Source organism: Mycobacterium sp. NPDC003449, from assembly GCF_053588415.1.
In genome coordinates, this window is sequence record NZ_JBSFPX010000015.1 from 26,533 (window position 1) to 52,140 (window position 25,608).

The following is a 25,608-nucleotide window of genomic DNA, read 5'->3' on the forward strand; positions in this document are numbered from 1 at the left end:
GGACGTCCACAGATCCACCACCACGAGGAGAGAGGAATTTCGCCATGGCAGAGCGCTGGCTGACATTCGATTGCTACGGCACCATCATCGACTGGCGTACCGGCATGACCGCGGCGTTGGAAAGCGTCGCACCCGGCAGGTCAACAGAGTTGATCGATGCCTACTTCCGCTGCGAGCCGGAGGTTGAGGCGGAATCCCCGTTCCGCAACTACCGCGCCATCCTCACCGAGGGACTGCGCCGCACCGCGGAGAAGGCCGGAATCGCGTTGGCCGACGATCAGGTGAGCGTTCTGGCCGACACCCTGCCCACCTGGCCCGCCTTCGCCGACAGCGTGCCGGCACTGCGGCAGCTGCGCGACGCCGGATACAAGCTCGGTGCCTTAACCAACACCGATGCAGACCTCTTCGCCCAAACCCTTGCCGGGCCATTGCCGGTGGATTTCGACGAGGTCATCACGGCCGAGGAAGTGCAGAGCTATAAACCCGGTGACGGGATGTTCGACGAGTTCCTCAGCCGCCACAACCCCGCACCCGCCGACTGGATTCACATCGGAAACAGCGTGTGGCATGACTGCGAACCGGCGCACCGGCGCGGTTTCCGGACCATCTTCGTACACCGCTCGCAGAACGCCGAGAACAACGAGTGGATACATCTGAGTGGGAGCGGGCAGAGCAGCGTCACGGTGACAGTCCCCGACCTCGCCGCACTGCCTGCTGCGGTGGGTGAACTGTGATGACCGATCCGAAGGCGTAGCCATGCCCATCCCAGAACTCTTCACCGGCCCCCGACGACCGAAAGCGAACGAGATGTCCAGCCCAAGTCTCGATTCTCGGCCGGCCATCGTGCTTGACGCGGTCGAGAAGCGGTTCGGAGACCACCTGGTCCTCGACAACGTGTCGCTGTCGGTGGACCCAGGGCAGGTCGTCGCACTCATCGGGCCCAGCGGCGCGGGAAAGAGCACACTGCTTCGCTGCATCAACCTGCTGGAGCGGCCTTCCTCGGGCACCGTCATGGTCGACGGAGTGAGCATTCACGTCGACCACGCGGTCAAAGCAAAAGAGTTGGCCGCGCTGCGATCCCGGGTCGGCATGGTTTTCCAGTCATTCAACCTCTTTCCCCACATGACGGTGCTGCGAAACGTCGCCTTACCCCAGCAGCGGGTGTTGGGCCGCAGCCAGGCTGAAGCCGAGGAACGGGCCACCCTGCTGTTGAAACGGGTGGGACTGGCGGACAAGGCACACCAGTACCCCGGACGCTGCTCGGGGGGCCAGCAGCAGCGGATCGCCATCGCACGTGCGTTGGCACTGGATCCGAAGGCCATGTTGTTCGACGAGCCGACCTCGGCGCTCGATCCCGAGGTGGGCCTGGAAGTGCTGCGCGTCATGCGGGAACTGGCCGATGACGGGATGACGATGGTGGTGGTCACCCATGAGATGCAGTTCGCGCGTGACGTCGGTGATCACCTGGTGGTCATGGCCGACGGCGCGATCCTCGAAGAGGGCGAGCCCCATGAGGTTTTCGCGTCGCCGAGCCATTCCCGAACCAGGGAGTTCCTTCGAGCGGTGCTGGACCGACGGTGACCGCCGACCTCTGGTCGATCGTCGCGCAGGGGATTGCCGCGACGATCCAACTCACGGTGGTGGGCTTCTCGATCGGCGCGGTGCTGGGCTTGCCGCTGATGCTCATGCGCGTCGCCCACCTCTGGATCCTGCGGGCCACCGCCAGAACCTTCATCGAGATCGCCCGCGGTGTCCCCCTGATCATCTGGCTGTTCCTGATCTACAACGGCCCCACCCAATTCAACCCGGCGCTGGGTTCGACCTTCACGTCATGGCGCTCAGCGGTTCTCGCCATCGGCCTGGTGTCGGCCGCCTATATGGCCGAGATCTACCGTGGTGCGCTTCGCGCTGTCGACCGGGGCCAATTTGAGGCCGGCTCGGCGCTGGGCATGTCGCAGGTCGACACCGCCACGCGCATCGTCGGGCCACAGATGGTCAGAGTGGCGATCCCGGCATCCGCGTCGTACGCCATCGGACTTCTGAAAGACTCCTCCCTGGCGTCGACCATCGGGGTCTTCGAGATCACCTATTTCGCCACCACCGCCTCCAGTAACACCAGCTCGGTGATGCCGTTCTTCGTGGCGGGAATCTACTACGTGGCACTGACATTCCCCTCAGCCTGGGCGGCGCGACGACTGGAGGCCAGGATGTTGGAGAGGGTCGCGTGATGGCCGACATCTGGAACGACTGGCTGACCCATCACGACCAGCTGCTGGCCGGCCTCTGGACGAGTCTGCGGCTGACCTTCATGGCGCTGCTGCTGGGGCTTCCGGCCGGACTGCTACTCGCGGTCGGTGCCTCATCGCGGCACAGGGCGCTGCGCTCAGCCGTCATCGTGCTCGTCGAGATCGGCCGCGGCACACCGGCACTGGTCCTGCTCCAAATCGTCTACAACGGCATCCCGGTGACCCTGACCGCGTTCATCTGCGCCTATATCGCCCTGGCCCTGACTACAGCCGCCTACACCAGCGAGATCCTGCGTGCCGGCCTTCAAGCCGTCCCGCGCGGTGAGATCGAGGCGGGCCACGCGCTCGGCATGAGCCGCGTGCACGTCCTGCGGGACGTGGTGATACCTCAGGGAATAAGGATCGCCCTGCCGCCCCTGCTCGGATTCTGCATCTTGATGTTCCAAGCGACGTCGCTGGCCTTCGCCATCGCTGTCCCTGAGCTGACCTCGCAGTCAAAGTCCGTCGCGAACAACACTTTCCACTACTTCAATCTGTTCATCATCGCCGGCGCGCTTTATGCGGTCGTGACAATCTCGGCGAGTTTCGCGACTGAGCAGTTCGAAAAGGTATTGCGTCGCCGGCGCGCATGACCTCCATCCGCCCACCCAGGAAAGGCACGACTCCGATATGCGCCAGATACTCGCCTGCACCGCAGGGGCCCTGTTACTTCTCCTCGCCGTCACGGCATGTGGTACGGCCTCAGACGGGGCGGAATCGGCCAGGGATTGCACTCCGGCCCACCCGGGGGTGAGTACCGTGAGGCCGGGAGCGTTGACCGTCGCGACCTTCAACTTCCCGCCGTTTCTCGTAGTCGAGGGCACTTCGGTGTCCGGCATCGAGGGCGACATCCTGCGCAGCATCGCCGAGATGGAATGTCTGACCATGACGTCTCAGCCGCTCGACACGGCTTCGGTCATTCCCGCCACCCAGAATGGCCGCACCGATATGTCCGCCGGTGATTGGTACTGTACGACGGCCAGGGCACAGGTGCTGTCCTTGGCGGGCCCGGTGTTCAGCGACCAGATCGTCATCGTGTCCGACGATGGTGCCACTACATTCGACGAGTTGCAGGGTAGGTCGATCGGCACGGTCGACGGCTACATGTGGAACGAAGAGCTGCAGAAGATTTTCGGGCCGAGCCTGCGGGTCTACCCCAATCCGACTGCGGTGTATAACGATTTGGAGGCGGGTCGATTGGACTCCGCGATCGATTCCATCGGGACGGCCTCCTTCGCCAAGAAGCAGAAGAGTGCGGACTGGGCCATCGAGCGGCCCGCCCCGGATCCGCGAGTGGCGTCAAGCACGGTGCCCGGCCAGGTGTGCTTCCCGATGTCTGTGAACAATCCCGATCTGTTCGCCGCGGTATCGGAAGATATTGTCACACTCCGTAATAACGGAACCATCGGCAGAATTCTGAAGGACAACGGGCTCGACCCCTCGGCGGCCGACCCTGGGCCGCTCAAACTCATCGGCTGACCGTACCTAGTAGAGAAAGAGTGATGTCGTGTCAACAGGTTCTCTGAGTCGCACTGTGGGACAAGACGATACCGCCGCCGCCTGGGGGCCTGAATTCCCTGCGGCCGCCTCGACACCGTTCGTGCTCTCGATGGCCGAACTGGTGTGTCACAGTGTGCTGTCGCCGACCCTCGCCGACGGTGAGATCACTGTCGGCGCGGGGGTCGAACTGACCCACGACCGCCCCTCTCCGGTGGGCGTGACACTGACCGCGCACGCGACATTGGAGGAGCGCCGAGGTCGGAAGGCGTTCTTCAGCGTCGAGGTGGTGGACGAGAGCGGCCAGGTGGTGGCTCAGGTCAGGCACACGCGCGCGGTGGTGAAGCGCTCCGTCATCGAGGTGGCACTTACCGCGAGCTGAGCCGTCGCGCCGGTCCCCCCAACGGACGGCCCTAGGCGTTGAGTGTGCGCACCGCTTCGATGCGTTCTTTGAGCTGATCGGTGGTGGCCGCGGCCACCGGCGGCCCGCCGCAGATCCGCCGCAGCTCGTTGTGGATCCAGCCGTGCGGCTTGCCGGTGCGGTGGTGCGCGATGGTCACCAGGGCGTTGAGCTCACGACGCAGATCGCGCAGTTGCCCGTGCGTGGTGCGCGGTGGCGGTGGCCCGCCCGAGGCGGCCGCCTCGGCGGTCCGTTTGGTGATCTGTTCGTCCTGCCTGCGCCGCAACAGATCTCGCATCTGCTCGGCATCGAGCAGGCCCGGTATGCCGAGGTAGTCGGCTTCCTCGTCGCTACCGGCCGGGGTGGCGGTGCCGAAGGAGGACCCGTCGAAGATGACCTGGTCCAGTTCGGCGTCGGCGCCGAGGTATTCGTAGCCGTTCTCCAGCTCGCTCTTCTCGTCGTCGCGTTTCTCGGCCGCATCGAGCGCCTCGTCGTCGAGCCCCTCGGATTCCCGGTGCGGCTTGCCCAGCACGTGATTGCGCTGTGCCTCCATCTCGCTGGCCAGCAGCAGCAGGTTGGGCACCGAGGGCAGGAAGATGCTGGCGGTCTCGCCGGCGCGGCGGGACCGGACGAACCGGCCGATGGCCTGCGCGAAGAACAACGGGGTCGAGGCGCTGGTGGCATACACACCGACCGACAGCCGCGGCACGTCGACGCCCTCGGACACCATGCGGACCGCGACCAGCCAGCGGCCGCTGCTCTCGGAGAACCGGCTGATCCGCTCTGAGGCGCCCTGCTCGTCGGACAGCACCACGGTGGGTACCTCGCCGGTGATCTTGGTCAGCAGTTCGGCGTAGGCGCGCGCGGTGGTCTGGTTGGTGGCGATGATCATGCCGCCGGCATCGGGGACGTGCTGCCGCTTCTGCTGCAACCGCTTGTCGGCGGCCGCGATCACCGCGGGCATCCATTCGCCGGCCGGGTTCAGTGCGGTGCGCCAGGCGCGCGCGGTCTGCTCGGCGGTCAACGGTTCGCCGAGGCGCGCCGCGTGCTCCTCGCCGGCGCTGTCGCGCCAACGGGCCTCGCCGGAGTAGGCCAGGAACACCACGGGCCGGACCACCCCGTCGGCCAGCGCATCGGAGTAGCCGTAGACGTGGTCGGCCCGGGACCGCTGGAAGCCACTCTCGTCGGGCTCGTAGCTGACGAACGGGATCGGGCTGTCGTCGCTTCGGAACGGGGTGCCGGTCAGGGCGAGGCGCCGCGCCGCGTCGTCGAAGGCCTCGCGCATCGCGTCGCCCCAACTCTTGGAATCGCCGCCGTGGTGGATCTCATCGAAGATGACGAGCGTCTTGCGGTTCTCGGTGCGCACCCGGTGCCGGGTGGGGTGGCTGGCCACCTGCGCGTAGGTGACGACCACCCCCTGGTACTCGGCCGAGGTCTGCGAGTTGGAGTTGCTGAACTTGGGGTCGAGCGCGATACCGCTGCGGGCCGCCGACTGCGCCCACTGGATCTTGAGGTGCTCGGTGGGCACCACCACCGTGACGGCGTCGACGGTACGGTCGGCCAGCAGTTCGGCGGCGATGCGGAGCGCAAACGTCGTCTTACCCGCGCCCGGGGTAGCGACCATCAGGAAATCGCGTGGTTTGGTGGTCAAATACCGCACCAGCGCCTTGCGCTGCCAGCCCCGCAATGCCTGGGTGCTGGGCGCCGCATCAGCCCGCACCCGAGGACTCCTCTCAGTCGGAATGCAGTCTAGGCCAGTGCGTTACGTCAGCGCATCTCTGCCTCGGTGTACCGGGCGTGTCGCTCAGAGGAAGTAGTTGTCATTCTTGACGAACCATTCGGCGCGTTCGTCGTCGGTGAGGTCGGCGAGCTGGCCGAACCCCTCGAAATAGGCCTCCCGCGGTGCGCCGGGAGCAAACAGCATCAGCAGCGATGTGGGTGCGTCGGCCTCGTTGCGGAAACCGTGGACGCCGCCCGGCGGGACGTACAGGAAATCTCCCTGGACGCCGTCCCGCCACTCGGCGCCGTCATACAGCCGGACCGTGCCCGACAGCACGAAGAATGCCTCTGACATCGCGCGGTGGAAATGCGGACCGGGTCCACCGCCCTGCGGGCTGATGTCCACCCGGTACAGGCCGTAGTCGCCGCCGGTCTGCTGCTGGTTGGCCAGGTAGTGGTACTTCACCAGGCCGAACGAGTCGTAATCGGGCGGCTGGTCGGCCGGTCTGACCCACGCACTGACCTCCGGCTTGTCCTCGGTGTAGCGGACGGGCGGATAGGGCGGCACATTCCTGGGATCCCAGAGCGACACGCCGCCCAGCCTAGCCGCAGCACCGTTTTCGACACCAGGGTCGTGCATTCCGCCTCGACGCAGCCCTGGCGTCGCAATCGACGACAAGAGCCTGGGATCGGCACGGGCTTGATGGCAAACTGATATGTGTCGGCGGATGTACCGAATTTGGCAAACCATCAAGACGTGTCGAGGTCCGTGTGCCATGCTTTCGCTGCGAGGGTGTGCCGCGAGCTGAAGGCGACCGCACGCCAGGCAGGGGGAGCAATATGGTCGGCGTCCGGACAACGATCGTCTCCGTGGTCGCGACGGTGTTGACGTTGTCCTTCGCCACGTCGGCAAACGCTATCGGCCAAGCAGAAGAAGCGATTCTGATCCCTGGGGCTACCGTCCTCAAGAAGATCAACCCGATCTATCCGAGCGTCGCCAAGACCTATCCGAATATCGGGATCCACTTTCACGACGGCCGACCCGCGGCTGGTCGACTACTCGCAGAACGCCCTCGCCTCCGACCGGGCCCTCCTGGACGGCGTCACACAAGCCGGCATCGCCCTGCATGAGATCGACGGCAAGGTCGTCGTCATCGGTGAATCGATGGGATCCATGGTGGCTGCCAGGCTCGCGCCACAATTGGCCGACAGCCCGGATGCTCCGTCGCCGGACGACGTCAGGTTCGTCCTGATCGCCCCGCCGGAGGCGGGTGTGGCCGAGTACTTCAAGGAGGGCACCTACATTCCCATCTTGAACTACCGGGTCAGCCGCATCCCGGAGTCTCCTTACCCCACCACGATCGTGATCGGTGAGTACGACGGCTGGGCCGACCCGCCCGATCGCCCGTGGAACCTGGTCTCCTCGGCCAACGCCCTGCTGGGCATTGTCTACGTGCACGGGCCGCCGATATTCGGTGTCGATCTCGACACCGTGGACGAGACCACGACGACCCACACGAACGGCGCGGGCGGGACCGTCACGACCCACTTCGTCCCGACCGAGAACCTCCCGCTGACGCAGCCGTTGCGTGATGTCGGCGTCCCGGATGCGCTGGTGGACAAGGCCGATCGGGTTCTTCGTCCCGTCGTGGACGCCGGATACGTTCGACACGATCGGCCCGGTGATACCCGCCCGTACCTGAACGACGGCGAGATTCACCGCAATGTTCAGAATCAGCAGCAGGTCCGGCAACCGTTGCGGGAACGTATCGAGAAGGCATTGGATGCCGGTAAGGAGCACCGTGAACACCGCAACGAGCTCCGCCAGGCCGTCCGCGAAGGTCTGCGGGACCGCGTCGAGGCCGGCCTCGGGCAGCTGAAGAAGAGGATTGCCGACCGGCAGCCGAAACGGCGCTCGGAACCGCAGTCGGAAGGGTCTAGCCGAGGACCGGGTCCAGCTGCGGGAACCGCACCCCGGTGAGCTCCTCGGACACCGCCCACAACCGGCGCTGCACCGTGACGTCGTAGGACAGCGCGTTGGACGTGACGACCTTGGGGTGTCCGCGCTGCTCGCCCAATCCGTCGGGACCGTAGTACTGACCGCCCAGCGCACCCGGATCCGTCGCCGCACGCAACGTCGGTAGCGCACCCATGGCGGCGTCCTGGAACAGCCGGCGCGCCGCGGGCAGGACCAACTGGAAGGCGCGGGGCACGTGCCGTGCGAGGTCGGTGTCGGATCCGCCGGGATGGGCGGCCAGGGCGGTGGTCTGGTGCCCGGTCAGCCGGCGTTGCAGTTCATAGGTGAACATCAGGTTGGCGATCTTCGACTGGCCGTAGGCCTGCAGCCGGTTGTAGCCGCGTTCCCATTGCAGGTCGTCGAAGCGAATGCCGCGGGCGAAGCGGTGCCCGACGCTGCTGACCGTCACCACCCGGGAGCCCGCGACGGGCAGCAGGCGCTCCAGCAGCAGGCCGGTGAACGCGAAGTGGCCGAGGTGATTGGTGCCGAACTGCAACTCGAACCCGTCGGCGGTGGTCTGCTTGGGCGGGGTCATCACGCCGGCGTTGTTGATCAGCAGGTCGATGCGGTCGTGCTTGGTCTTGAGCTCCTCGGCGCCTTCCCGGACGGATGCCAGCGAGCCGAGATCGAGGCGTTGCAGTTGGAGGTCGGCGTCGGGGACGGCGCGCGAGATCCACTCGACGGCGCCCTTGCCTTTGTCGAGGTTGCGCACGGCGAGCACGACGCGGGCGCCCTTGGCGGCGAGCGCCTTGGCGGTCTCGAGTCCGAGCCCGGTGTTGGCTCCGGTGACGACGGCGGTGCGGCCGGTTTGGTCGGGGATATCGGCGTGGGTCCACGCCCGAGGTGCGCCGGCGCCGACAGTCCACTTGGTCATGAGGGTCTCCCTGATTAGCATGTAAGCGGAGCGGGCGCTCCGGATGTTTCCAATATACGGAACGTACGCCCCGTTTATTCCGGCGAGCGATGGAGATGGGCGTTGAGCGAGGTCGACCGCCCGCTTCGCGCCGATGCGGCCCGCAACCGGGCCCGGGTGCTCGACGTCGCCTACGAGACGTTCGCGGCCGAAGGGCTCTCGGTGCCGATCGACGAGATCGCCCGGCGGGCCGGGTTCGGCGCGGGAACCGTCTACCGGCATTTCCCGTCCAAGGAGGACCTGTATCGCGCCGTGATCGCCGACCGGATCCGCAGCATCGTCGACGAGGGCCGCGCCCTGCTCGGCTCGGATCCCGACGGTGGGCTCTTCACGTTCCTGCGAGCGATGGTGCTGGAGTGGGGTGCCGCCGACCGGGGGCTGGTCGACGCGCTCGCAGGCGTCGGAATCGACGTCAGCAGCGCTGTGCCCGACGCGGAAAAGGAGTTTCTCGGGTTGATGGGCGAGTTGCTCTCCGCGGCCCAGGCGGCCGGGACGGTGCGCGCCGACGTCAATGTGCCCGAGGTCAAGGCGCTCGTGGTCGGGTTGCAGGCGATGCAGGCCTACAACGCCGACGCTGCCGAGCGGGGGACAGGCGTCGTGCTCGATGGATTGCGGGCCGAACGGACCTGAGCGGGTCTCGCGCTTACCCGGCGCCGTTTTCTACGTAGGGGTCGTCAAACCGCGCGGAAAACAGCCCTGCGGTGGAAACCGGCGGTGGGGATCGCTGGCGCGCACCGAGAGTAGCCTGGGCAGAGTGAAATTCGGCATCTCTACGTTCGTCGACGACGACACCATCGATTCGGTATCACTGGCGCGGGCGATCGAGGAGCGGGGCTTCGCATCGCTCGTGATCGCCGAGCACAGCCATATCCCGGCCAGTCGCGAATCCGCGTACCCGGGCGGTGGCGACCTGCCCCCGTGGTACTACAACACGCTGGACCCGTTCGTCACGCTCGCCGCGGCGGCCGCGGTGACATCGACGATCGAGCTCTTCACCGGCGTGGCCCTGCTCATCCAGCGCGATCCGATCCACACCGCCAAGGAGGCCGCGAGCATCGACCTGATCTCCGGCGGCCGGTTCGTGTTCGGGGTCGGTGCGGGCTGGAACCTCGAGGAGATGCGCGACCACGGCACGGATCCGAAAACCCGTGGGGCACGCCTCGATGAGAGCATCGAGGCCATCAAGGCGCTGTGGACCACCGAACCCGCCGAGTATCACGGGCGATACGTCAACGTCGAGTCGTCCTACTGTCGCCCCAAGCCGGTGCGCAAACCGCACCCGCCGATCTACATCGGTGGGAACTCGGATGCCACCGTCAAGCGGGTGATCCGCCACGACGCAGGCTGGATCTCCAACCCGCTGCCGCGGGAAGATCTGGCCCGGCGGATCGGCCAGATGCGCGACGGCGCGGGCCGCGACGTGCCGTTGGCGATGTTCGGAGCCCCCGTCGAGGCCGACTACTGGCGTGCCGCAGAGGAACTCGGCTTCGGACAGCTCGGCTTGCTGCTGCCCTCGGTCGGCAAGGACGAGTCGTTGCGCCTGCTCGATGACTACGCCGCACAGGTGCAGACCTACCAGGCTGGGTAGCCCCAGCCAACCCACAGGCGTTCGGTGGGGCGGTGCCAAGGTGCGGGCCTACCGTGCGATCCGTGATCACCAGGCGTGCCTTCCTGGCGGCGGCCGGGTCGGCGGCGGCTGGGTATGCGGTGTGGGCCGGGATGCCGCCCGCCCACGCCGATCCGGCGGCGGTCGACCCGCCCTCGGTCGCGGTGCTCAACCGCAGGCGCGCGCCCACCCGATGGGGGATGGCCCTGCCCGGGATCGTCACGTCGTTCACCCCTGCGGGCCAGCAGATCGCGCTGACCTTCGACGCCTGCGACGGGGCGTGTGACGATGCGCTGCTCGACACGTTGCGGCGCAATGCCGTTCCCGCCGCACTGTTCCTCAACTCGCGGTGGATCGACAAGAACCCCGCCCGGGCCCGGCAGTTGGCGGCCAACCCGTTGTTCGAGATCGGCAATCACGGCACCCGGCACGTCCCGCTCTCGGTCACCGGGCGCTCGGCCTACGGCATCGCCGGGACCCGCTCGGCCGACGAGGTCGTCGACGAGGTGTGGGCCAACCATGAGCGGCTCACCGCGCTGACCGGCAGGCCGCCGATCTGGTTCCGTCCCGGCACCGCACACTACGACGATGTGGCCGTGCAGATCGTGCATGAACTCGGCGAGCAGCCGCTGGGATTCAGCGTCAACGGCGACGCCGGCGCGACGGCATCGGCCCCCGCGGTGCGGTCCAATGTCATGAACGCGGTGCCCGGATCGATCGTCATCGCCCATATGAACCACCCCGCATCGGGAACGCACGCCGGATTCGCCGAGGCTATCCCGGCCATGCAGGCCGCAGGCTGGCAGTTCGTTTCGCTGAGCGCGGTGGTGCCGCGTTAGCGGCGGGTTCACCGTGCGCGATCGCCGAGACCTTCCCTTGCACTCGCCCTGGTCGAGTGCTAAGAATGCAGTTGGCACTCTCGATCAGTGAGTGCTAGGTCAGGCCGGTGAGGCCGGGGCCGCACCTGCGGGAGCACACCCGGTCGTCCGTCGCGGGCACTGAACCTGACCACATAACGTGCGATCCCCTATCCGGAGGAATCACTTCGCAATGGCTAAGACAATTGCGTATGACGAAGAGGCCCGTCGCGGCCTCGAGCGGGGCCTCAACAGCCTCGCCGACGCGGTAAAGGTCACGCTGGGCCCCAAGGGTCGCAACGTCGTCCTGGAGAAGAAGTGGGGCGCCCCCACGATCACCAACGATGGTGTGTCCATCGCCAAGGAGATCGAGCTGGAGGACCCATACGAGAAGATCGGCGCTGAGCTGGTCAAAGAGGTCGCCAAGAAGACCGACGATGTCGCGGGCGATGGCACCACCACCGCCACCGTGCTGGCTCAGGCCCTGGTTCGCGAAGGTCTGCGCAACGTCGCTGCCGGCGCCAACCCGCTCGGCCTGAAGCGTGGTATCGAGAAGGCCGTCGAGAAGGTGACCGAAGGTCTCCTCAAGAGCGCCAAGGAGGTCGAGACCAAGGAGCAGATCGCTGCCACCGCCGGTATCTCGGCCGGTGACCAGTCCATCGGCGACCTGATCGCCGAGGCCATGGACAAGGTCGGCAACGAGGGTGTCATCACCGTCGAAGAGGCCCAGACCTTCGGCCTGAGCCTGGAGCTCACCGAGGGTATGCGCTTCGACAAGGGCTACATCTCGGGTTACTTCGTGACCGACGCCGAGCGCCAGGAAGCCGTCCTGGAGGACCCCTACATCCTGCTGGTCAGCTCCAAGGTGTCGACCGTCAAGGATCTGCTGCCGCTGCTGGAGAAGGTCATCCAGTCCGGCAAGCCGCTGCTGATCATCGCCGAGGACGTCGAGGGCGAGGCCCTGTCGACCCTGGTGGTCAACAAGATCCGTGGCACCTTCAAGTCGGTTGCCGTCAAGGCCCCCGGCTTCGGTGACCGCCGCAAGGCCATGCTGCAGGACATCGCCATCCTCACCGGTGGCCAGGTCATCAGCGAAGAGGTCGGCCTCTCGCTGGAGACCGCCGATGTCGCGCTGCTGGGCCAGGCCCGCAAGGTCGTCGTGACCAAGGATGAGACCACCATCGTCGAGGGCGCCGGTGACTCCGACGCCATCTCGGGCCGGGTGGCTCAGATCCGCAGCGAGATCGAGAACAGCGACTCCGACTACGACCGCGAGAAGCTGCAGGAGCGCCTGGCCAAGCTGGCCGGCGGTGTTGCGGTGATCAAGGCCGGTGCCGCCACCGAGGTGGAGCTCAAGGAGCGCAAGCACCGCATCGAGGATGCCGTTCGCAACGCGAAGGCCGCCGTCGAAGAGGGCATCGTCGCCGGTGGTGGCGTGGCCCTGCTGCAGTCGGCTCCGTCGCTGGAGGAGCTCAAGCTCACCGGTGACGAGGCGACCGGCGCCAACATCGTGCGTGTCGCGCTGTCGGCCCCGCTCAAGCAGATCGCCCTCAACGGTGGTCTGGAGCCCGGCGTCGTCGCCGAGAAGGTCACCAACTCGCCCGCCGGTACCGGCCTGAACGCCGCCACCGGTGAGTACGAGGACCTGCTCAAGGCCGGCGTCGCCGACCCGGTGAAGGTCACCCGCTCGGCGCTGCAGAACGCGGCGTCCATCGCGGCGCTGTTCCTCACCACCGAGGCCGTCGTCGCCGACAAGCCGGAGAAGGCCGCCGCACCCGCCGGCGACCCGACCGGTGGCATGGGCGGTATGGACTTCTAAGAAGTCACCTGAGGAGGCCCGGTCCCGTTATGGGGCCGGGCCTTTTCGTGTTATCCCCAACGTGGGCGCTATGCACAACTCTCGCCGGATTTCGGTGCGTGACCCCCACGCTCGTCGGAGTGGCCGGCGAGCGTGCGGCCATGGAACCCTTCATCGGAAGTGCGGCGGTGCGTCGCGGTGACCTCACTCGGCGCGGGCTGATCCGGTCTCACATCGCGCTGTACCGCGACGTGTACATCAGGCGCGACCTCGAACTGACCGCCCGGATCAGGGCCCAGGCGGCATGGCTGTCCACGGGCGCGACGCTCGCCGGGGTGTCGGCCGCAGCGGTGTTCGGCACCAGGTGGCTGAACCCCGCCGCGCCGGCCGAGGTGGTCCGTGCCGATCGTCACGCGCCCAGGGGGATCATCGCGCACTCGTGGACGCTTGGAACAGGTGAAGAATGCGTGGTCGCCGGGGTGGCCGCGACGAGCCCGGCACGCACGGCGTTTGACCTGGGCCGGCTGTACCCGATGGAACTGGCAGTGCCGCTGGTGGATGCGCTGCTCAACGCCACGAGAATAAAGCCGGCCGACGTGTTGGCGGTGGCCGACGCCCATCCCGGGGCGCGGGGTGTCGCGCGGTTGCGTTCACTGCTGCCCCTGGTCGACGGCGGCGCCGAATCCCCTCAGGAGAGCCGGTTGCGGCTGATGCTGGTCCGGGGTGGGCTACCGGCGCCGGAAACTCAGATCGAGTTTCGTGAGCTGCACATCCGCGTCGACATGGGTTGGCGGGAATGGAAAGTCGCGGTCGAATACGACGGCGTTCAGCACTGGACCGATCGCAGGCAACGGTCGTGGGATATCGACCGCATCGCCCTGCTCGAGGAGTCCGGCTGGGTGGTGGTGCGGGTCAGCGCGGAGATGATGTCGCGACCACAGGTCATTGTCGACCGTGTCCGGGCCAGACTGCGTGCCGCCGGCTGCCCGATCTGATCCGAGAGTGGGCCCTATGTACGGATTTTGCCGGCACAGCGTGCATGACCCCCACGCTCGCCTCAGTTCTCGGAGAGCACCACGCAATCGTTGGCCCCCGGCGTGCCCGCCCGCCCCTTCAGCCGGTGCAGGACTGCGCGGCTGGGCACGATCTGCGGGGTGTCGTCATCGGTGGCGGCGGGTTGGCCGCGGCCGTCGACGATCAGCGAGTGGCCGCCGGCCTTGCGGGGCGGCCAGACCAGGGTCACACCATCGTGCGCGGCGAGGTTTCTGCGGGTCTGCCCGCCGATGGGCCCGATGTCGATGACGCCGCCGACGAGCCGGGGTTCGACCGCCACGGTGTGCGCGTGGTAGTTGTCGTCGACCGTGACGAGGTAGGCGAACGTGTAGTCCGTCAGCTTGTCGGCCAGCTGGTTGAGGTCCACTTTCACGCTCATGAGGGTGAGGATAGTGCGGTTGCGGGCGCCCGGTGCCCGACTGGTCAGACCGGTGCGGATTGCCGCCCGCGGACCAGCCGGCCCGGGCGCGCGTCGGTGGGCACGCCGTGCTCGGCGATGACCTCGCCGGAGACGATCGTGGCGACGTAACCGTCGGCGGCCTGGTCCAGGCGCCGCCCGCCACCGGGCAGATCGTAGGAGACGGCCGGGCGGTGCAACCGCAGCGCACCGTGATCGATGACATTGAGATCGGCCTTGTACCCCACCGCGATTCGGCCGCGATCGGCCAGCCCCGCGACTCGGGCCGGCACCGAGGTGAGTTCGGCGACGGCGTCTGAGACGCTCAACCGGCCGGCGGAGCGGTCTCGCACCCAGTGGGTGAGCAGGTAGGTCGGGAAGCTGGCGTCGCAGATCATCCCGTAGTGCGCGCCGCCGTCACCGAGGCCGAGCACCACATCGTCGCGGCGGATCAGCTCGGCGACCGTGTCGAGCGAGTTGTCCCGGAAGTTGGCCAGCGTGACCAGCAGCATCGCGTGCCCGTCGTCATCGAGCACCCGGTCGTAGGCCTCCTCGAGCGGGTCGACGCCGCGGGCCCTGGCCCGTGCACCGATCGAGTTCGACGGGTCGGGTTCGTAGTCGGGCTCCTCGCCCAGCGGATACATGTAGTCCCAGGCCTGGACGGCGAACATCAGCGGATGCCCGTCACTGGCCGCCGAATCGGTCAGGATCCGTTGCCGTACTTCGGGTTTGCGCATCTGGGCGACCCGCTCGGCGAGCGGCAGGTCGGCGATCTCGCGGTAACTCGGGTAGAGCACGAACGGGTTGCCGGACAACTCGAGGCCGAGCACCAGGCCGATCGGGCGCGGGAAGATCTGGGCGGTGATGTGGCCACCGTTGGAGTTGGCCTTTTCGACCATCCGCAACGCGTCTTCGTAGAACGCCGGGCCCGCGTTGCCGATCGCCAGGGTGAACGTCACCGGCAGCCCGACATCGGCGGCGACGTCGAACACCGTCTGCAGCGCGGGCTCGTAATCCCCGGCGACCAGATCGGGCACGAACTGGATCAGCCCGCCGCCCGCGTCCTCGACGCCGCGGGCGATCGCCTCGATCTCGGCATAGCCGGCGTCGTAGCTGGGAATCGGCCTGCCGCTCTCGGTCTTGTGGATGGTCAACCGGGATGATGCGAAGCCCAGCGCGCCGCACCGGACCGCCTCGGCGGCCAGCTTGCGCATCAGCGCCAGATCCTCGGTGGTGGCCGGGTCCCGGTCCACACCGCGCCGGCCCATCACGTACACCCGCAGCGGCGAATGCGGCAGGAACGCCGCCACATCGATATCGAGCCGTCGAGCCCCGAGGGCGTCGAGGAACTCCGGGAACGTCTCCCAGGTCCAGGGCAGGCCGTCGACCATCACGACGCCGGGGATGTCCTCGACGCCGGCCATCACATCGACCAGCACGTCGTGATCGGCCGGCCGGCACGGTGCGAACCCGACCCCGCAGTTGCCCATCACGGCGGTGGTGACGCCATGGGCCGAGGACGGGTTGAGCCGGTCCGACCAGATCGCCTGACCGTCGTAGTGGGTGTGCAGGTCGACGAATCCCGGCGTGACCAGCATGCCGGTGGCGTCGATCTCGCGGGTGGCGTCGCCCGCGACGGTGCCGACCGCGGCGATGACGCCGTCGCGCACCGCGATGTCGCCCGGGTACGGCTCACTGCCAAGCCCGTCGACGATCAGGCCACCCCTGACCACAAGGTCATAGCTCATCCCACCAACGTACGACGATCCGTCGGTGGCCCGTGCCAGGATCGAGCCCGTGATCGATCACTTCGGAATCAACTGCGCCGATTTCGCCAGGGCCAAAGATTTCTACGACACGGTCCTGGAGGTGCTGGGCTACACCCGGCAGCTGGATTTCGGGGTGGCCATCGGCTACGGCACCGAGGGGAATCCGGCGTTCTGGATCGCCGATGCGAGCGCCGGTGCGGCCGGCGGGCCCAACCGCGAGATCCATGTGGCCTTCCAGGCATCCGGCGCCGAGGCGGTCACGGCGTTCCACGACGCCGCGCTGCGGCTGGGCGCGGAGTCCCTGCATGCGCCACGGCTGTGGCCCGAGTACCACCCCGGCTACTTCGGGGCGTTCGTCCGTGATCCCGACGGCAACAACGTCGAGGCGGTCTTCCACGGGGCCGCCCCGCAGTAGGGGCTACGGCTCGATCGGTTCGAGGGTGTCGATCAGCCAGGAGCCGTCGACCTTGGTCATCCCGACCCGGATCGTGCGCGGGGTCAGGGTCGGGTACGGGCGGCCCCGCGTCTGGGTCTCCTGATCGACGAAGACCAGCACCTGCGCCTTGTCGCCGGTGAGGGATTCGACCGCGGCGCCCGGTACCGAGCTGGTCTGGGTGACGCCGCGGAGCCGGGCGGTGTCCAGCGTCGAACGCGCGGCCTCGTGATAGTCGTCGAGCGCCTTGCCGGTCAGCACCGATGCGACGTTGTCGACGTAGTGCCCGGTGGTCTCGGGCGTGTAGCTCAGCACCATCACGATGCTGTCCCTGGCCAGGGCGGTCACCCGTTGGCGGTCCTGCCACTGGTCGGCGGCCAGCGGCGGCGCCTGCCGGTTCTTCGCCACCAGCTGCCACACTCCCAGCCCGGTCGCCACGAGAATCGCCACGCCCAGCGCCGCCACCAGCACGCCCCAGGCCGTCCTGCGCTCGGTCATTTGACGTTCACCACCGTCGAGGCCCGGTAGCCGTCATCGACCTTGGCGACGTTGATCAGCAGCCGCTCCACCCGGTACACCGGGCCGGGGCTGGATTTATCGGTGGTCTGGGTCTTGACCGCCACCAGGACCATGGCCCCTTCCGGGGTGTAGGCCTCGATGCCCGCGCCGGCGACGGTGCCCTCGGCCTCGATCCGGTCCGCCACCGTCTGCTGTTTGAGTTCGGCTGCGCCCTGGCTGAATTCGTCATGGAACTGGCCGGTGGAGGCGTCGAGCACACGTTGGATGTCCGCGTCGACCGAGTCCGCGCTCACCGTGACGAGGTTGAGCCCGAGGTCCTTGGCCGCCTCCACATAGGGCTCCCACTGCGGGGTGCTGGGCGTCTCGGGAGCCGGGCGGATGAACTGGCTGGCGGCGAATCCGATGGCGCACAACAGGATCACCGACAGTGCCGCGGTGATGACGGCCCGGGCGGTGTCGCGGCCGCGCGGTCGGCTGGGCTGTGGCAGGGGAGGGGGCGGCCATCCGGGTGACCCGCCAACCGGTGCGGCGACGGGGTGCGCGATCACCGGCGGTGGGGCTGCCGGAGCCGGTGTCGGGGTCTGGACCGGGCTGGTCGCCGCGGTGGCGAAGGCCCGGGCGAAATCACCGCAATTCGGGTAGCGCGCACCGGCATCCTTGGCCAGGGCGCGGGCCAGTACCGCGTCCAGGTGGGCGAGGTCGGCGCGGGATGCGCTCGGACGGGGTGGCGGTTCGTTGAGGTGTTTGCTGATCATCACGGCGGGATTGGAGTGCTGGAACGGAGATTGACCGGTCAGTAGCTGAAAAGCGTTGGCCGCCAAGGCATATTGATCGGCCCGGCCGTCCATCGGCTGCCCCAGGAGTTGTTCGGGCGGCGAGTAGGCCATCGATCCCACGGTCATATTGGTCGCGGTCAGACCGCTGATGTCATCGGAGCGACGGGCAACCCCGAAGTCCGCGAGCAGGATTCGGCGCCGCGGCGCGTCCGGGCGGGTCAGCAGGATGTTGGACGGCTTGACGTCGCGGTGCAGCAGGTTGCGGGAATGGGCGTAGTCGAGGGCTTCGGCGATCGCCGCGACGATCTCGATGGCCTCACGCACCGGCAGCCCGTCCGGGTGCAGCTCGCGGACCAGCCGCGACGCATCGGTGCCGTCGACGTAGTCCATGGCGATCCACAGCTGCCCGTCGGTTTCGCCGCGGTCGTGCAGGCCGACGATATGGGGATGCCAGAGGCTGCCTGCGATTTCGGCCTCGCGGTTGAACCGCTGCCGGTACTGGGGGTTGTCGGTCAACGACGTGGGCAGGATCTTCAGGGCATCCAGGCGCGACAGACGCGGGTGCCGCGCGAGGTACACCTCGCCCATGCCACCGGAGCCCAGCCATCGTTGGATTGTGTACCCGGCGAACACGTCACCGGTGTTCAGCGGCATGGCCGTGATAGTAACCGGGTATATCGCCTTCGCGAGTAGCGTCGGGACCATGACCGTCTCCGAATCCGACGCCGTCCGCGAACTGCTGCGCGACGCGTTCACCCGGCTGATCGAGCACGTCGACGAACTGACCGAGGGCCTGAGCGAGGAGCAGTCGGTGTACCGGCCGACGCCGCAGGCCAACAGCATCGCGTGGCTGATCTGGCACAGCGCCCGTGGTCAGGACCTTCAACTGTGCGATGTCGCCGGGTTCGAGCAGGTGTGGACGCGCGACGGCTGGGTGGACCGGTTCGGTCTGGACCTGCCGCGCGGCGACATGGGCTACGGGCACAGCGCCGACGACGTCGCCAAGGTGCGCGCCCCCATTGAGTTGCTGGCGGGCTATTACCGCGCCGTGCACAAGGTGACGTTGGAGTACATCGCCACGGTCACCGACGAGGAGCTCGGACGCATCGTCGATACCCGGTGGGATCCGCCGGTGACCGCTAGTGTCCGGTTGGTGAGCATCATCGACGACTGTGCGCAGCACCTGGGCCAGGCGGCCTATCTGCGCGGCATCATCGGTTGACGACGCGGTGGTGGCCGCCGCTCGGGCTGGCCGCCATGCTGCTGCTGGGCTGGGTCGTGGGCAAGGGCCCGACACCCCTCGACACCTGGTTTCTCAACCTCGGTCGCGCGATGGGGCAATACCGCTGGGTGTGCCTGTGGTTCACCTACCCGCCGTTGATCGCCGCCGTGCTGGTGGTGTCGGCGGGGGTCGCGCTGGTCCGTCGCCGATGGTGGCTGGCGGCGGCGGTGGTGCTGGCCCCGCCGCTCGCGGTGGTCGTCGCGCAGGTGTGCAAACGCATCTTCGGCCGGGAGAAGGGCGGCAGCCTGGCCTATCCCAGCGGCCATGTCACGTTCGCCGTGACGGTGCTGGGGCTGTTCGTGCTCGTCGCGGCCGCCGCCACCTGGGCGGTGGTGGTTGCGGTGGCCGTCGGTCTGCTCGGCGTATTCGGCCAGGCGATCACGCATCACTACTTCACCGACACTGTCGGAGCGGCATTGCTGGGTGTGTCGATGGTGTACGCGGTCGTCATCCTCCTGGGTGATCGCGAGCGGGCACCGACCCCCGGGTAGCCGGTGTCAACCTTTCACCTCTCCTTCGCTCAGCCCTCGTCGGCGCGCCGGCGCCCGGTGCGCCGTGGCCAACTCTGCCCGCCGGGCGGTACCGCGCCGGCGGGCGGGGCGGCCGGGCCCGCCGCAGCCTAACCGCCACCACGCCACACATATTCGGGCCTGAGGTTGAGCGGGGCGCGGACGGATAACGGAGTTTTGAACCGTCGATCATGTTCTGGCAAATCTCAAAGTTGTGATTGAGCTGGGCTGTTCGCCAGGTTTTCGGTTTGCGGCAATCACAACTATCGCCGGAATTGTTGCGTTGGCAACGATCGCCGGATGGCCACCTGTGAAAAACCTGAGATATTGACCCGTGCTCGCGTAATTTGCTGACGAGTCCAGGGGCAACAACCTGGGGATAAGGGGATCTCAAGATGAACAACCGGGTTCGGTGCGGTCTGAGCGCAGGTGTCGCCATGGTCGGGGCGGGCGTCATCGCCGTCGCGCCGATGGGGCTATCGATGACGCCGCCACGCATCGTCGACGCCCAGGCCGCATTGTCGGCGAAATTCGACGGCCTGTCGCAATCCGAGCTCGCGAGTGAGTCTGCGAAGCGGTTCGTCGAGCAGCTGGCACAGGCGCCACTGCTGCCGCTGGTGCTGGCCGCCCAGCTCGCGGGCGGCGGCAACGACAGGCTGTACTCCCAGATCCGCCAGATCGTCGACGCGCCGTTGTACGTCGCCGACCCGCTCATCGAGGCCGTCGCCGACACCCTGCCCCCGGCGCTGGGCGGCGGTTCGAACGATGACCCGTCCACCAGCGCCGGTGACGGCGACTTCATGCAGTTCCGCAACGAGCAACTGCTCGGGTTGAGGGACGCAGTCAACGCACAGGTGGCAGAGGTCCTTGGCGTCGACCCCGCGGTGCTCAACGACAATTACGCCGCGGCCCTCGCGGCGGGTCTGATCGAGTCGGCCCAACGATCGCTGACCGGCGCGATCAACGCCCCGTTCGGCATCGTCCCGATCGCGCAGGCGATGGTCACGGGTGACAGCGGCGCGCTCTACCTGGCGATCCGGCAGTACATCGACGCGCCGCTGTGGGCGGCCGATCCGGCCATCGAGGGGCTGGCGCAGGCGCTGCCACCCTCGCTCGGCGGCGGCAGCGACGGCAACTTCACCACCGACGATCCCAAAGTGGACGGCGCGCTGATGCACTTCCGCAATCAGACGCTGTGGGGGGCCACCAGGGACACCCGCAGGGCGGTCGCCGACGTCCTCGACGTCAAGCTGGACCCGCAGGACAATCCGGAAGATCCGCAGCCGGGCTCGTCGGAATCCCGCGACGTCACCCGCCTCAAGCCACATTTCACGAAGCTCGACGCGCGGATCAAGCAGGCCAATGAGCGGGCCGAAGCTCGGGCGGACAAGGCCAAGACCCGGGGCCAGGCGATGATCAACGGTGCGAGGGAAATGGCCCGAAACATGTTGGGGGCAAACAAGTCGAAGCCACCGACGAAGCCGCAGGCCGCCACCGCGAACGAGGCGAATGACGCGCAGGACGGGAACGACACGGACAAGACGGACTGACACTCGGCAGGAGCCGGAGGGAGTGGCTCCGGGGCCGGGCGCTGCGCAAACTTGACAGGTGTAAACCCGGTGCGACGTGGATCACAAATGGTGGTTAACATAGCGCTATGACAGCGACGCCTGAAGTTGATCTGCCGGACACCGGCACCATTCGCAACCCAGCGACCGGGGCCGTCGCCGGCCAGGTGCGCTGGACCGATCCCGCCGATGTGCCGCGGATCGCGGCGGGGCTGCGCAGCGCCCAGAAGGACTGGGAGGCCCGCGGGGCCAAGGGCCGGGCCACAGTGCTCGCCCGCTACGCGGTGTGGCTCGGCGAGCACCGCGACGAGATCGAGAAGCTGCTGATCGCCGAGACCGGGAAGTCGGCGGTCGATGCGGCCCAGGAAGTCCCGCTGCTGATCATGATCGCGTCGTACTACATCAAGACGATGGAAAAGGCCCTCGAACCTGAGAGCCGCCCGGCGTCGCTGCCGTTCCTGTCGATCAAGAAGGTCACCGTCCACTACCGGCCCCGCCCGGTGGTCTCCATCATCGCGCCGTGGAACTATCCGGTCGCCAATCTTCTGATGGACGGCATCGCCGCGCTGGCCGCGGGTTGTGCGGTGCTGCTCAAACCGTCCGAGCGCACTCCGCTGACCGCCGAACTGCTGCTGCGCGGCTGGATCGACTCCGGCGCCCCCGAGGTGATGGCGATTGTCCAGGGTGCCCGCGAGGCCGTCGAGGCCGTCGTCGACAATTCCGATTACGTCCAGTTCACCGGCTCAAGCGCCACCGGGGCCAAGGTGATGGAGCGCGCCGCCCGCCGGCTTACCCCGGTCAGCCTGGAACTCGGCGGCAAGGACCCGATGATCGTCCTCGAGGACGCCGATGTGGAGTTGGCCGCCAATGCCGCGGTCTGGGGCGCGATGTTCAACGCCGGCCAGACCTGTGTGTCCGTCGAACGGGTCTATGTCCTCGAACCGGTCTACGACCAGTTCGTCGAGGCCACGGTGAAAGCGGTGAACAACCTCAAGATGGGGGCCGGCGAGGGCTACGACTTCGGCGCCCAGATCGACGAGAGCCAGGTCGCCGTCACCGAGCGGCACGTCAACGAGGCGATCGCCGCCGGGGCGAAGGCGCTGACCGGTGGTAAACGTCCGGAGGGGGCGGGCTCGTTCTACCCGCCGACCGTGCTGGTCGACGTCGACCATTCGATGACGTGCATGACCGAGGAGACCTTCGGCCCGACACTGCCGGTCATGAAGGTGTCCTCGGTGGAAGAGGCCGTGCGGTTGGCCAACGACAGCCCGTACGGGTTGAGCGCCTCGGTGTTCTCCCGGGACGCCGAGCGGGCGAAGGCCGTTGCGCTGCAGCTGGATTGCGGTGCGGTCAACGTCAACGACGTGATCTCGAACCTGATGTGTACCACGGCACCGATGGGTGGCTGGAAGACCTCGGGTATCGGGGCCCGGTTCGGCGGCGCCGACGGTGTCCGCAAGTTCTGCAGGCAGGAGACGGTGGTGGTGCCGCGCACCAACGCCGGGGCGGGCGGCAACTACTACAACAACTCGCACAAGGCGTTGGCCCGGATGAACAAGCTGATGACCAGGATGGCGCTGGCCCGGCCGCGGCGCAGGGCCAAAAGGTAGCGGCGACGGCATAACCCGCCACCGTTCGTTCACCGTGACGTCACCTCGGTGTTTGCCGGGGTCGATATTTTCTGCCGGTGACCCTGGACTCCTCCGGCTATGCCGTCCGCGACGATGACGACGACGACCCTGAACTGCTGCTTCTTCCCGGCGGCGAGGTGGTCGACACGTGGCGGGAGGGCTACCCGTACGACGAGCGGATGCAGCGCAACGACTACGAGGAGCAGAAGCGGCTGCTGCAGATCGAGTTGCTGAAGCTGCAGAAGTGGAGCCAGGCCAACGGCCACCGGCACGTCATCGTGTTCGAGGGTCGCGACGCCGCGGGCAAGGGCGGCACGATCAAGCGGTTCATGGAGCACCTCAACCCACGCGGTGCCCGGGTCGTCGCGCTGGAGAAGCCCACCGAGAAGGAACGCACCCAGTGGTACTTCCAGCGGTACGTCGAGCACCTGCCCGCGGCCGGTGAGGTCGTCCTGTTCGACCGGTCCTGGTACAACCGGGCCGGCGTCGAGCGGGTGATGGGCTACTGCACGCCCAAGCAGCATGCCGAGTTCATCCGACAGGCCCCACTGTTCGAGCAGATGCTGGTCAACGACGGCATCAGCCTGACCAAGCTGTGGTTCTCGGTGACCCAGTCCGAACAGCGCACCCGGTTCACCATCCGCCAGGTCGACCCGGTGCGGCAGTGGAAGCTGTCGCCGACCGACCTGGCCTCGCTGGACAAATGGGAGGACTACACCGCGGCCAAGGAGGACATGTTCTCCTGGACCGACACCGAGATCGCACCGTGGACCGTGGTGAAGAGCAACGACAAGAAACGCGCCAGGATCAACGCGATGCGGTATGTGCTCGGTAAATTCAACTACGACAACAAGGACCATGAGGTGGTCGGCACCGCCGATCCGATGATCGTGGGGCGCGCCCTGTCGGACTGAACGGGCGCCGTCCCGGCTAGGAGGACGGCGTGCGGTTCGTCATGACGCTGTTCCTGTGGCTGCTGACCACGGCGCTGCTGGCGGTCGCGCTGCCCGCGGTGTGGGCGCAACGCAACATCGTCGGCCAGGCCGGCTACTCGGCGCTGGCCGCCGACGCCGCGAAGGATCCGCTGCTCCAGCGGGCCGTCGCCGGTGAACTCACCACCCAGGTCAATGTGCTGGCCGCCAAAAACGGCGCCGATGTGGACCCGGGGCTGGTGCGTGGGGTGGCCGCGGGCTACACCTCGGGCGAGGAGTTTCCGGGACAGTTCGCCAGGGCCAACGAAATCGTGCACACCTGGATGTTCACCGACCAGGTGGCCCGCGACGCCGACGGCGGCTGGGTGATCGACCTGGCCCCGATGCTGGCCGACTCGTCCTTCCGGCAGACCCTGGCCGATTTCGACATCGACGTGCCGCAAACCCTCACCGTGCCGATCGCGGCCTCGCCCCCGGCCGGCCTCGAACCGGGCCGGCTGCGGCCGGCCGCGGTCTGGGGCCCCTGGGTCAGCGTCGGCGCGGCCATCCTGACCGGGGTCTTCGCGCTGCTGACGCTGGCCGCCGCCCGGTCCCGGGGCAAAGCCTTGGCCGCACTGGGTGTCTCGGCTCTGCTCGTCGGCGCGGCCGGGTGGGCCGGCCTGGAGGTGGCGCGGCGCTACATCAACGACGGGCTCAACCACACCAGCGGTGACATCCGCCAGATCGCCGATGTGATGGTCGGCCACGCGATCGGGAGCCTGCACACCTGGCTCAATCTCACCCTGGCCGCCGGTGGTGGGCTCGTCGCGCTCGGCGTGATCGCCGCGATGCTCGGCGGACTGCGCCGCCGAGACTGACCGCCACCTTTCGCCCAATTCGACGTAATCGTTGCGAGTCCGGCGAAATCGCGACGTTTACGTCGAATTCGGTGCTGGGCGGGGCTGTTTTGCAGAGACGACAGCTGCGAGACTGTGCGTCAGTTCAACGTGTCGTCTCGCTCGATTTCGTCCCTACGGGTGCTGCTGCCCGGAGCGAGCCAGTAATACGTCACGGCGTACGCCAGAATCGGACTGAGGAAGATGGGGATCGACGAAACCGCCACCACGCCGAGCGCAACGAATTGCCTGCGGGCGACCGGGAATCGGTCGCGAACATCGAGGTGACCGGTCACCGCGAGTAGAACCGAGATTACAACGGCGAGGCCCAGCGTCAGCTCGGTGCGGCCCTCCAAAAGTTGGAGAACACCCACCCCGATACTGAGGACAGCGGTCGTCCACCAATACTTGCCCGCGGTGAGGAAGTTGCCATACGCATCGGGGTTGTGTCGCGTTGGTGAGCCCCCACCGTGTTGGGTGGTATCGCTGTGCACCAGCGTGAAGGCGAATACTCGTCCGCCGATTTTGATGTACGGCGTGCGGAAGTACGCGATCGTGACGGCGCCGACAAGACCAATCCCCGCAGCTGAGGCCGTCATACGCCAGCCCTGGTCAACGAATGCGCAAGCGATGACGGCTGTTCCTGCCAGCCAGCCACACCAATAGCTCCACCGCTGGTGACGTGGGTTGTCGACGAACGCCGCCACGAAAGCGCCGGCGATGACGATGAGAGCACCGGCAATTATCAAGGTCTGCGGTGCCACCGGTAACT

At 67.3% G+C, this 25,608-nt stretch carries 27 protein-coding genes; 19 read left to right on the top strand and 8 right to left on the bottom strand.

Annotated elements, in window-relative coordinates; translation table 11 throughout:
* The first annotated feature begins 44 nt into the window (after positions 1–44).
* From ACWDTP_RS06940 to ACWDTP_RS06965, 6 genes are all read left to right on the top strand, one after another.
* Positions 45–734: an HAD family hydrolase gene (locus ACWDTP_RS06940; RefSeq protein WP_450017913.1), complete on the top strand. Its 690-nt coding sequence runs from the start codon at positions 45–47 to the stop codon at positions 732–734.
* A 73-nt stretch (positions 735–807) separates the two neighbouring features.
* Positions 808–1,581: an amino acid ABC transporter ATP-binding protein gene (locus tag ACWDTP_RS06945; protein WP_450017915.1), complete on the top strand. Its 774-nt coding sequence runs from the start codon at positions 808–810 to the stop codon at positions 1,579–1,581.
* Complete coding sequence (locus ACWDTP_RS06950; RefSeq protein ID WP_450017917.1) at positions 1,578–2,228, top strand: amino acid ABC transporter permease; 651 nt, start codon at positions 1,578–1,580, stop codon at positions 2,226–2,228. Before ACWDTP_RS06945 ends, ACWDTP_RS06950 begins: the two co-directional genes overlap by 4 nt.
* Entirely contained in the window at positions 2,228–2,878 is a 651-nt protein-coding gene (locus ACWDTP_RS06955; RefSeq protein WP_450017919.1) for an amino acid ABC transporter permease, read from the top strand. Before ACWDTP_RS06950 ends, ACWDTP_RS06955 begins: the two co-directional genes overlap by 1 nt.
* Before the next feature lie 166 nt (positions 2,879–3,044).
* Positions 3,045–3,764 carry a substrate-binding periplasmic protein gene (locus ACWDTP_RS06960; protein ID WP_450017921.1) on the top strand — a complete coding sequence of 240 codons (720 nt, stop codon included), beginning with the start codon at positions 3,045–3,047 and terminating at the stop codon, positions 3,762–3,764.
* 55 nt (positions 3,765–3,819) lie between these two features.
* Positions 3,820–4,164, top strand: coding sequence for a thioesterase family protein (locus ACWDTP_RS06965; protein ID WP_450017923.1), 345 nt, complete (start codon positions 3,820–3,822; stop codon positions 4,162–4,164).
* Between the two features lie 31 nt (positions 4,165–4,195).
* Here ACWDTP_RS06965 and ACWDTP_RS06970 read toward each other — a convergent pair whose 3' ends face one another.
* Both ACWDTP_RS06970 and ACWDTP_RS06975 read right to left on the bottom strand, forming a co-directional pair.
* Entirely contained in the window at positions 4,196–5,902 is a 1,707-nt protein-coding gene (locus ACWDTP_RS06970) for a DEAD/DEAH box helicase (RefSeq protein WP_450017925.1), read from the bottom strand.
* 84 nt (positions 5,903–5,986) lie between these two features.
* On the bottom strand, positions 5,987–6,493 hold the full coding sequence (locus tag ACWDTP_RS06975) for a cupin domain-containing protein (protein ID WP_450017927.1): 507 nt from the start codon (positions 6,491–6,493) through the stop codon (positions 5,987–5,989).
* Between the two features lie 501 nt (positions 6,494–6,994).
* Here ACWDTP_RS06975 and ACWDTP_RS06980 point away from each other — a divergent pair.
* Positions 6,995–7,882, top strand: coding sequence for a PE-PPE domain-containing protein (locus tag ACWDTP_RS06980; RefSeq protein ID WP_450017986.1), 888 nt, complete (start codon positions 6,995–6,997; stop codon positions 7,880–7,882).
* On the opposite strand, the gene ACWDTP_RS06985 is transcribed toward ACWDTP_RS06980, so the two are convergent.
* On the bottom strand, positions 7,839–8,792 hold the full coding sequence (locus ACWDTP_RS06985) for an SDR family NAD(P)-dependent oxidoreductase (RefSeq protein ID WP_450017929.1): 954 nt from the start codon (positions 8,790–8,792) through the stop codon (positions 7,839–7,841). The genes ACWDTP_RS06980 and ACWDTP_RS06985 overlap by 44 nt on opposite strands.
* Before the next feature lie 102 nt (positions 8,793–8,894).
* Here ACWDTP_RS06985 and ACWDTP_RS06990 point away from each other — a divergent pair, with 102 nt between their 5' ends.
* From ACWDTP_RS06990 to ACWDTP_RS07010, 5 genes are all read left to right on the top strand, one after another.
* Complete coding sequence (locus ACWDTP_RS06990) at positions 8,895–9,461, top strand: TetR/AcrR family transcriptional regulator (RefSeq protein WP_450017931.1); 567 nt, start codon at positions 8,895–8,897, stop codon at positions 9,459–9,461.
* A 124-nt stretch (positions 9,462–9,585) separates the two neighbouring features.
* Positions 9,586–10,419, top strand: a complete 834-nt coding sequence (locus tag ACWDTP_RS06995; RefSeq protein ID WP_450017933.1) for an LLM class F420-dependent oxidoreductase — start codon at positions 9,586–9,588, stop codon at positions 10,417–10,419.
* A 62-nt stretch (positions 10,420–10,481) separates the two neighbouring features.
* Positions 10,482–11,276 carry a polysaccharide deacetylase family protein gene (locus tag ACWDTP_RS07000; RefSeq protein ID WP_450017935.1) on the top strand — a complete coding sequence of 265 codons (795 nt, stop codon included), beginning with the start codon at positions 10,482–10,484 and terminating at the stop codon, positions 11,274–11,276.
* Positions 11,277–11,487: 211 nt separating this feature from the next.
* On the top strand, positions 11,488–13,113 hold the full coding sequence (groL, locus tag ACWDTP_RS07005; RefSeq protein WP_450017937.1) for a chaperonin GroEL: 1,626 nt from the start codon (positions 11,488–11,490) through the stop codon (positions 13,111–13,113).
* 140 nt (positions 13,114–13,253) lie between these two features.
* Positions 13,254–14,087: an endonuclease domain-containing protein gene (locus tag ACWDTP_RS07010; RefSeq protein WP_450017988.1), complete on the top strand. Its 834-nt coding sequence runs from the start codon at positions 13,254–13,256 to the stop codon at positions 14,085–14,087.
* A gap of 62 nt (positions 14,088–14,149) precedes the next feature.
* Here ACWDTP_RS07010 and ACWDTP_RS07015 read toward each other — a convergent pair whose 3' ends face one another.
* Entirely contained in the window at positions 14,150–14,524 is a 375-nt protein-coding gene (locus ACWDTP_RS07015) for a pyridoxamine 5'-phosphate oxidase family protein (RefSeq protein WP_450017939.1), read from the bottom strand.
* A gap of 44 nt (positions 14,525–14,568) precedes the next feature.
* Positions 14,569–16,290, bottom strand: coding sequence for an N-acyl-D-amino-acid deacylase family protein (locus ACWDTP_RS07020; protein WP_450017941.1), 1,722 nt, complete (start codon positions 16,288–16,290; stop codon positions 14,569–14,571).
* 49 nt (positions 16,291–16,339) lie between these two features.
* Between ACWDTP_RS07020 and ACWDTP_RS07025 the strand changes: the two genes are divergently transcribed.
* On the top strand, positions 16,340–16,726 hold the full coding sequence (locus ACWDTP_RS07025; protein ID WP_450017942.1) for a VOC family protein: 387 nt from the start codon (positions 16,340–16,342) through the stop codon (positions 16,724–16,726).
* A 3-nt stretch (positions 16,727–16,729) separates the two neighbouring features.
* Here ACWDTP_RS07025 and ACWDTP_RS07030 read toward each other — a convergent pair whose 3' ends face one another.
* The gene (locus tag ACWDTP_RS07030; protein ID WP_450017944.1) at positions 16,730–17,242 is read right to left on the bottom strand and encodes a hypothetical protein; all 513 of its coding nucleotides are present in this window, start codon (positions 17,240–17,242) and stop codon (positions 16,730–16,732) included.
* Positions 17,239–18,693, bottom strand: a complete 1,455-nt coding sequence (locus ACWDTP_RS07035) for a serine/threonine-protein kinase (protein ID WP_450017946.1) — start codon at positions 18,691–18,693, stop codon at positions 17,239–17,241. The genes ACWDTP_RS07030 and ACWDTP_RS07035 overlap by 4 nt, the downstream gene beginning before the upstream one ends.
* A 49-nt stretch (positions 18,694–18,742) precedes the next feature.
* On the opposite strand from ACWDTP_RS07035, the gene ACWDTP_RS07040 reads away from it, so the two are divergent.
* From ACWDTP_RS07040 to ACWDTP_RS07065, 6 genes are all read left to right on the top strand, one after another.
* Entirely contained in the window at positions 18,743–19,261 is a 519-nt protein-coding gene (locus ACWDTP_RS07040; protein WP_450017948.1) for a mycothiol transferase, read from the top strand.
* Entirely contained in the window at positions 19,258–19,812 is a 555-nt protein-coding gene (locus ACWDTP_RS07045) for a PA-phosphatase (protein ID WP_450017950.1), read from the top strand. The genes ACWDTP_RS07040 and ACWDTP_RS07045 overlap by 4 nt, the downstream gene beginning before the upstream one ends.
* A gap of 413 nt (positions 19,813–20,225) precedes the next feature.
* Positions 20,226–21,380, top strand: coding sequence for a hypothetical protein (locus ACWDTP_RS07050; RefSeq protein WP_450017952.1), 1,155 nt, complete (start codon positions 20,226–20,228; stop codon positions 21,378–21,380).
* A gap of 107 nt (positions 21,381–21,487) precedes the next feature.
* Positions 21,488–23,008, top strand: coding sequence for an aldehyde dehydrogenase family protein (locus ACWDTP_RS07055; protein ID WP_450017954.1), 1,521 nt, complete (start codon positions 21,488–21,490; stop codon positions 23,006–23,008).
* 77 nt (positions 23,009–23,085) lie between these two features.
* The gene (gene ppk2 / locus ACWDTP_RS07060; RefSeq protein ID WP_450017955.1) at positions 23,086–23,943 is read left to right on the top strand and encodes a polyphosphate kinase 2; all 858 of its coding nucleotides are present in this window, start codon (positions 23,086–23,088) and stop codon (positions 23,941–23,943) included.
* Between the two features lie 29 nt (positions 23,944–23,972).
* The gene (locus tag ACWDTP_RS07065) at positions 23,973–24,818 is read left to right on the top strand and encodes a hypothetical protein (protein WP_450017957.1); all 846 of its coding nucleotides are present in this window, start codon (positions 23,973–23,975) and stop codon (positions 24,816–24,818) included.
* A gap of 119 nt (positions 24,819–24,937) precedes the next feature.
* Here the strand turns inward: ACWDTP_RS07065 and ACWDTP_RS07070 are convergent, their stop codons facing one another.
* Positions 24,938–25,600 carry a hypothetical protein gene (locus ACWDTP_RS07070; RefSeq protein WP_450017959.1) on the bottom strand — a complete coding sequence of 221 codons (663 nt, stop codon included), beginning with the start codon at positions 25,598–25,600 and terminating at the stop codon, positions 24,938–24,940.
* Positions 25,601–25,608: the final 8 nt, after the last annotated feature.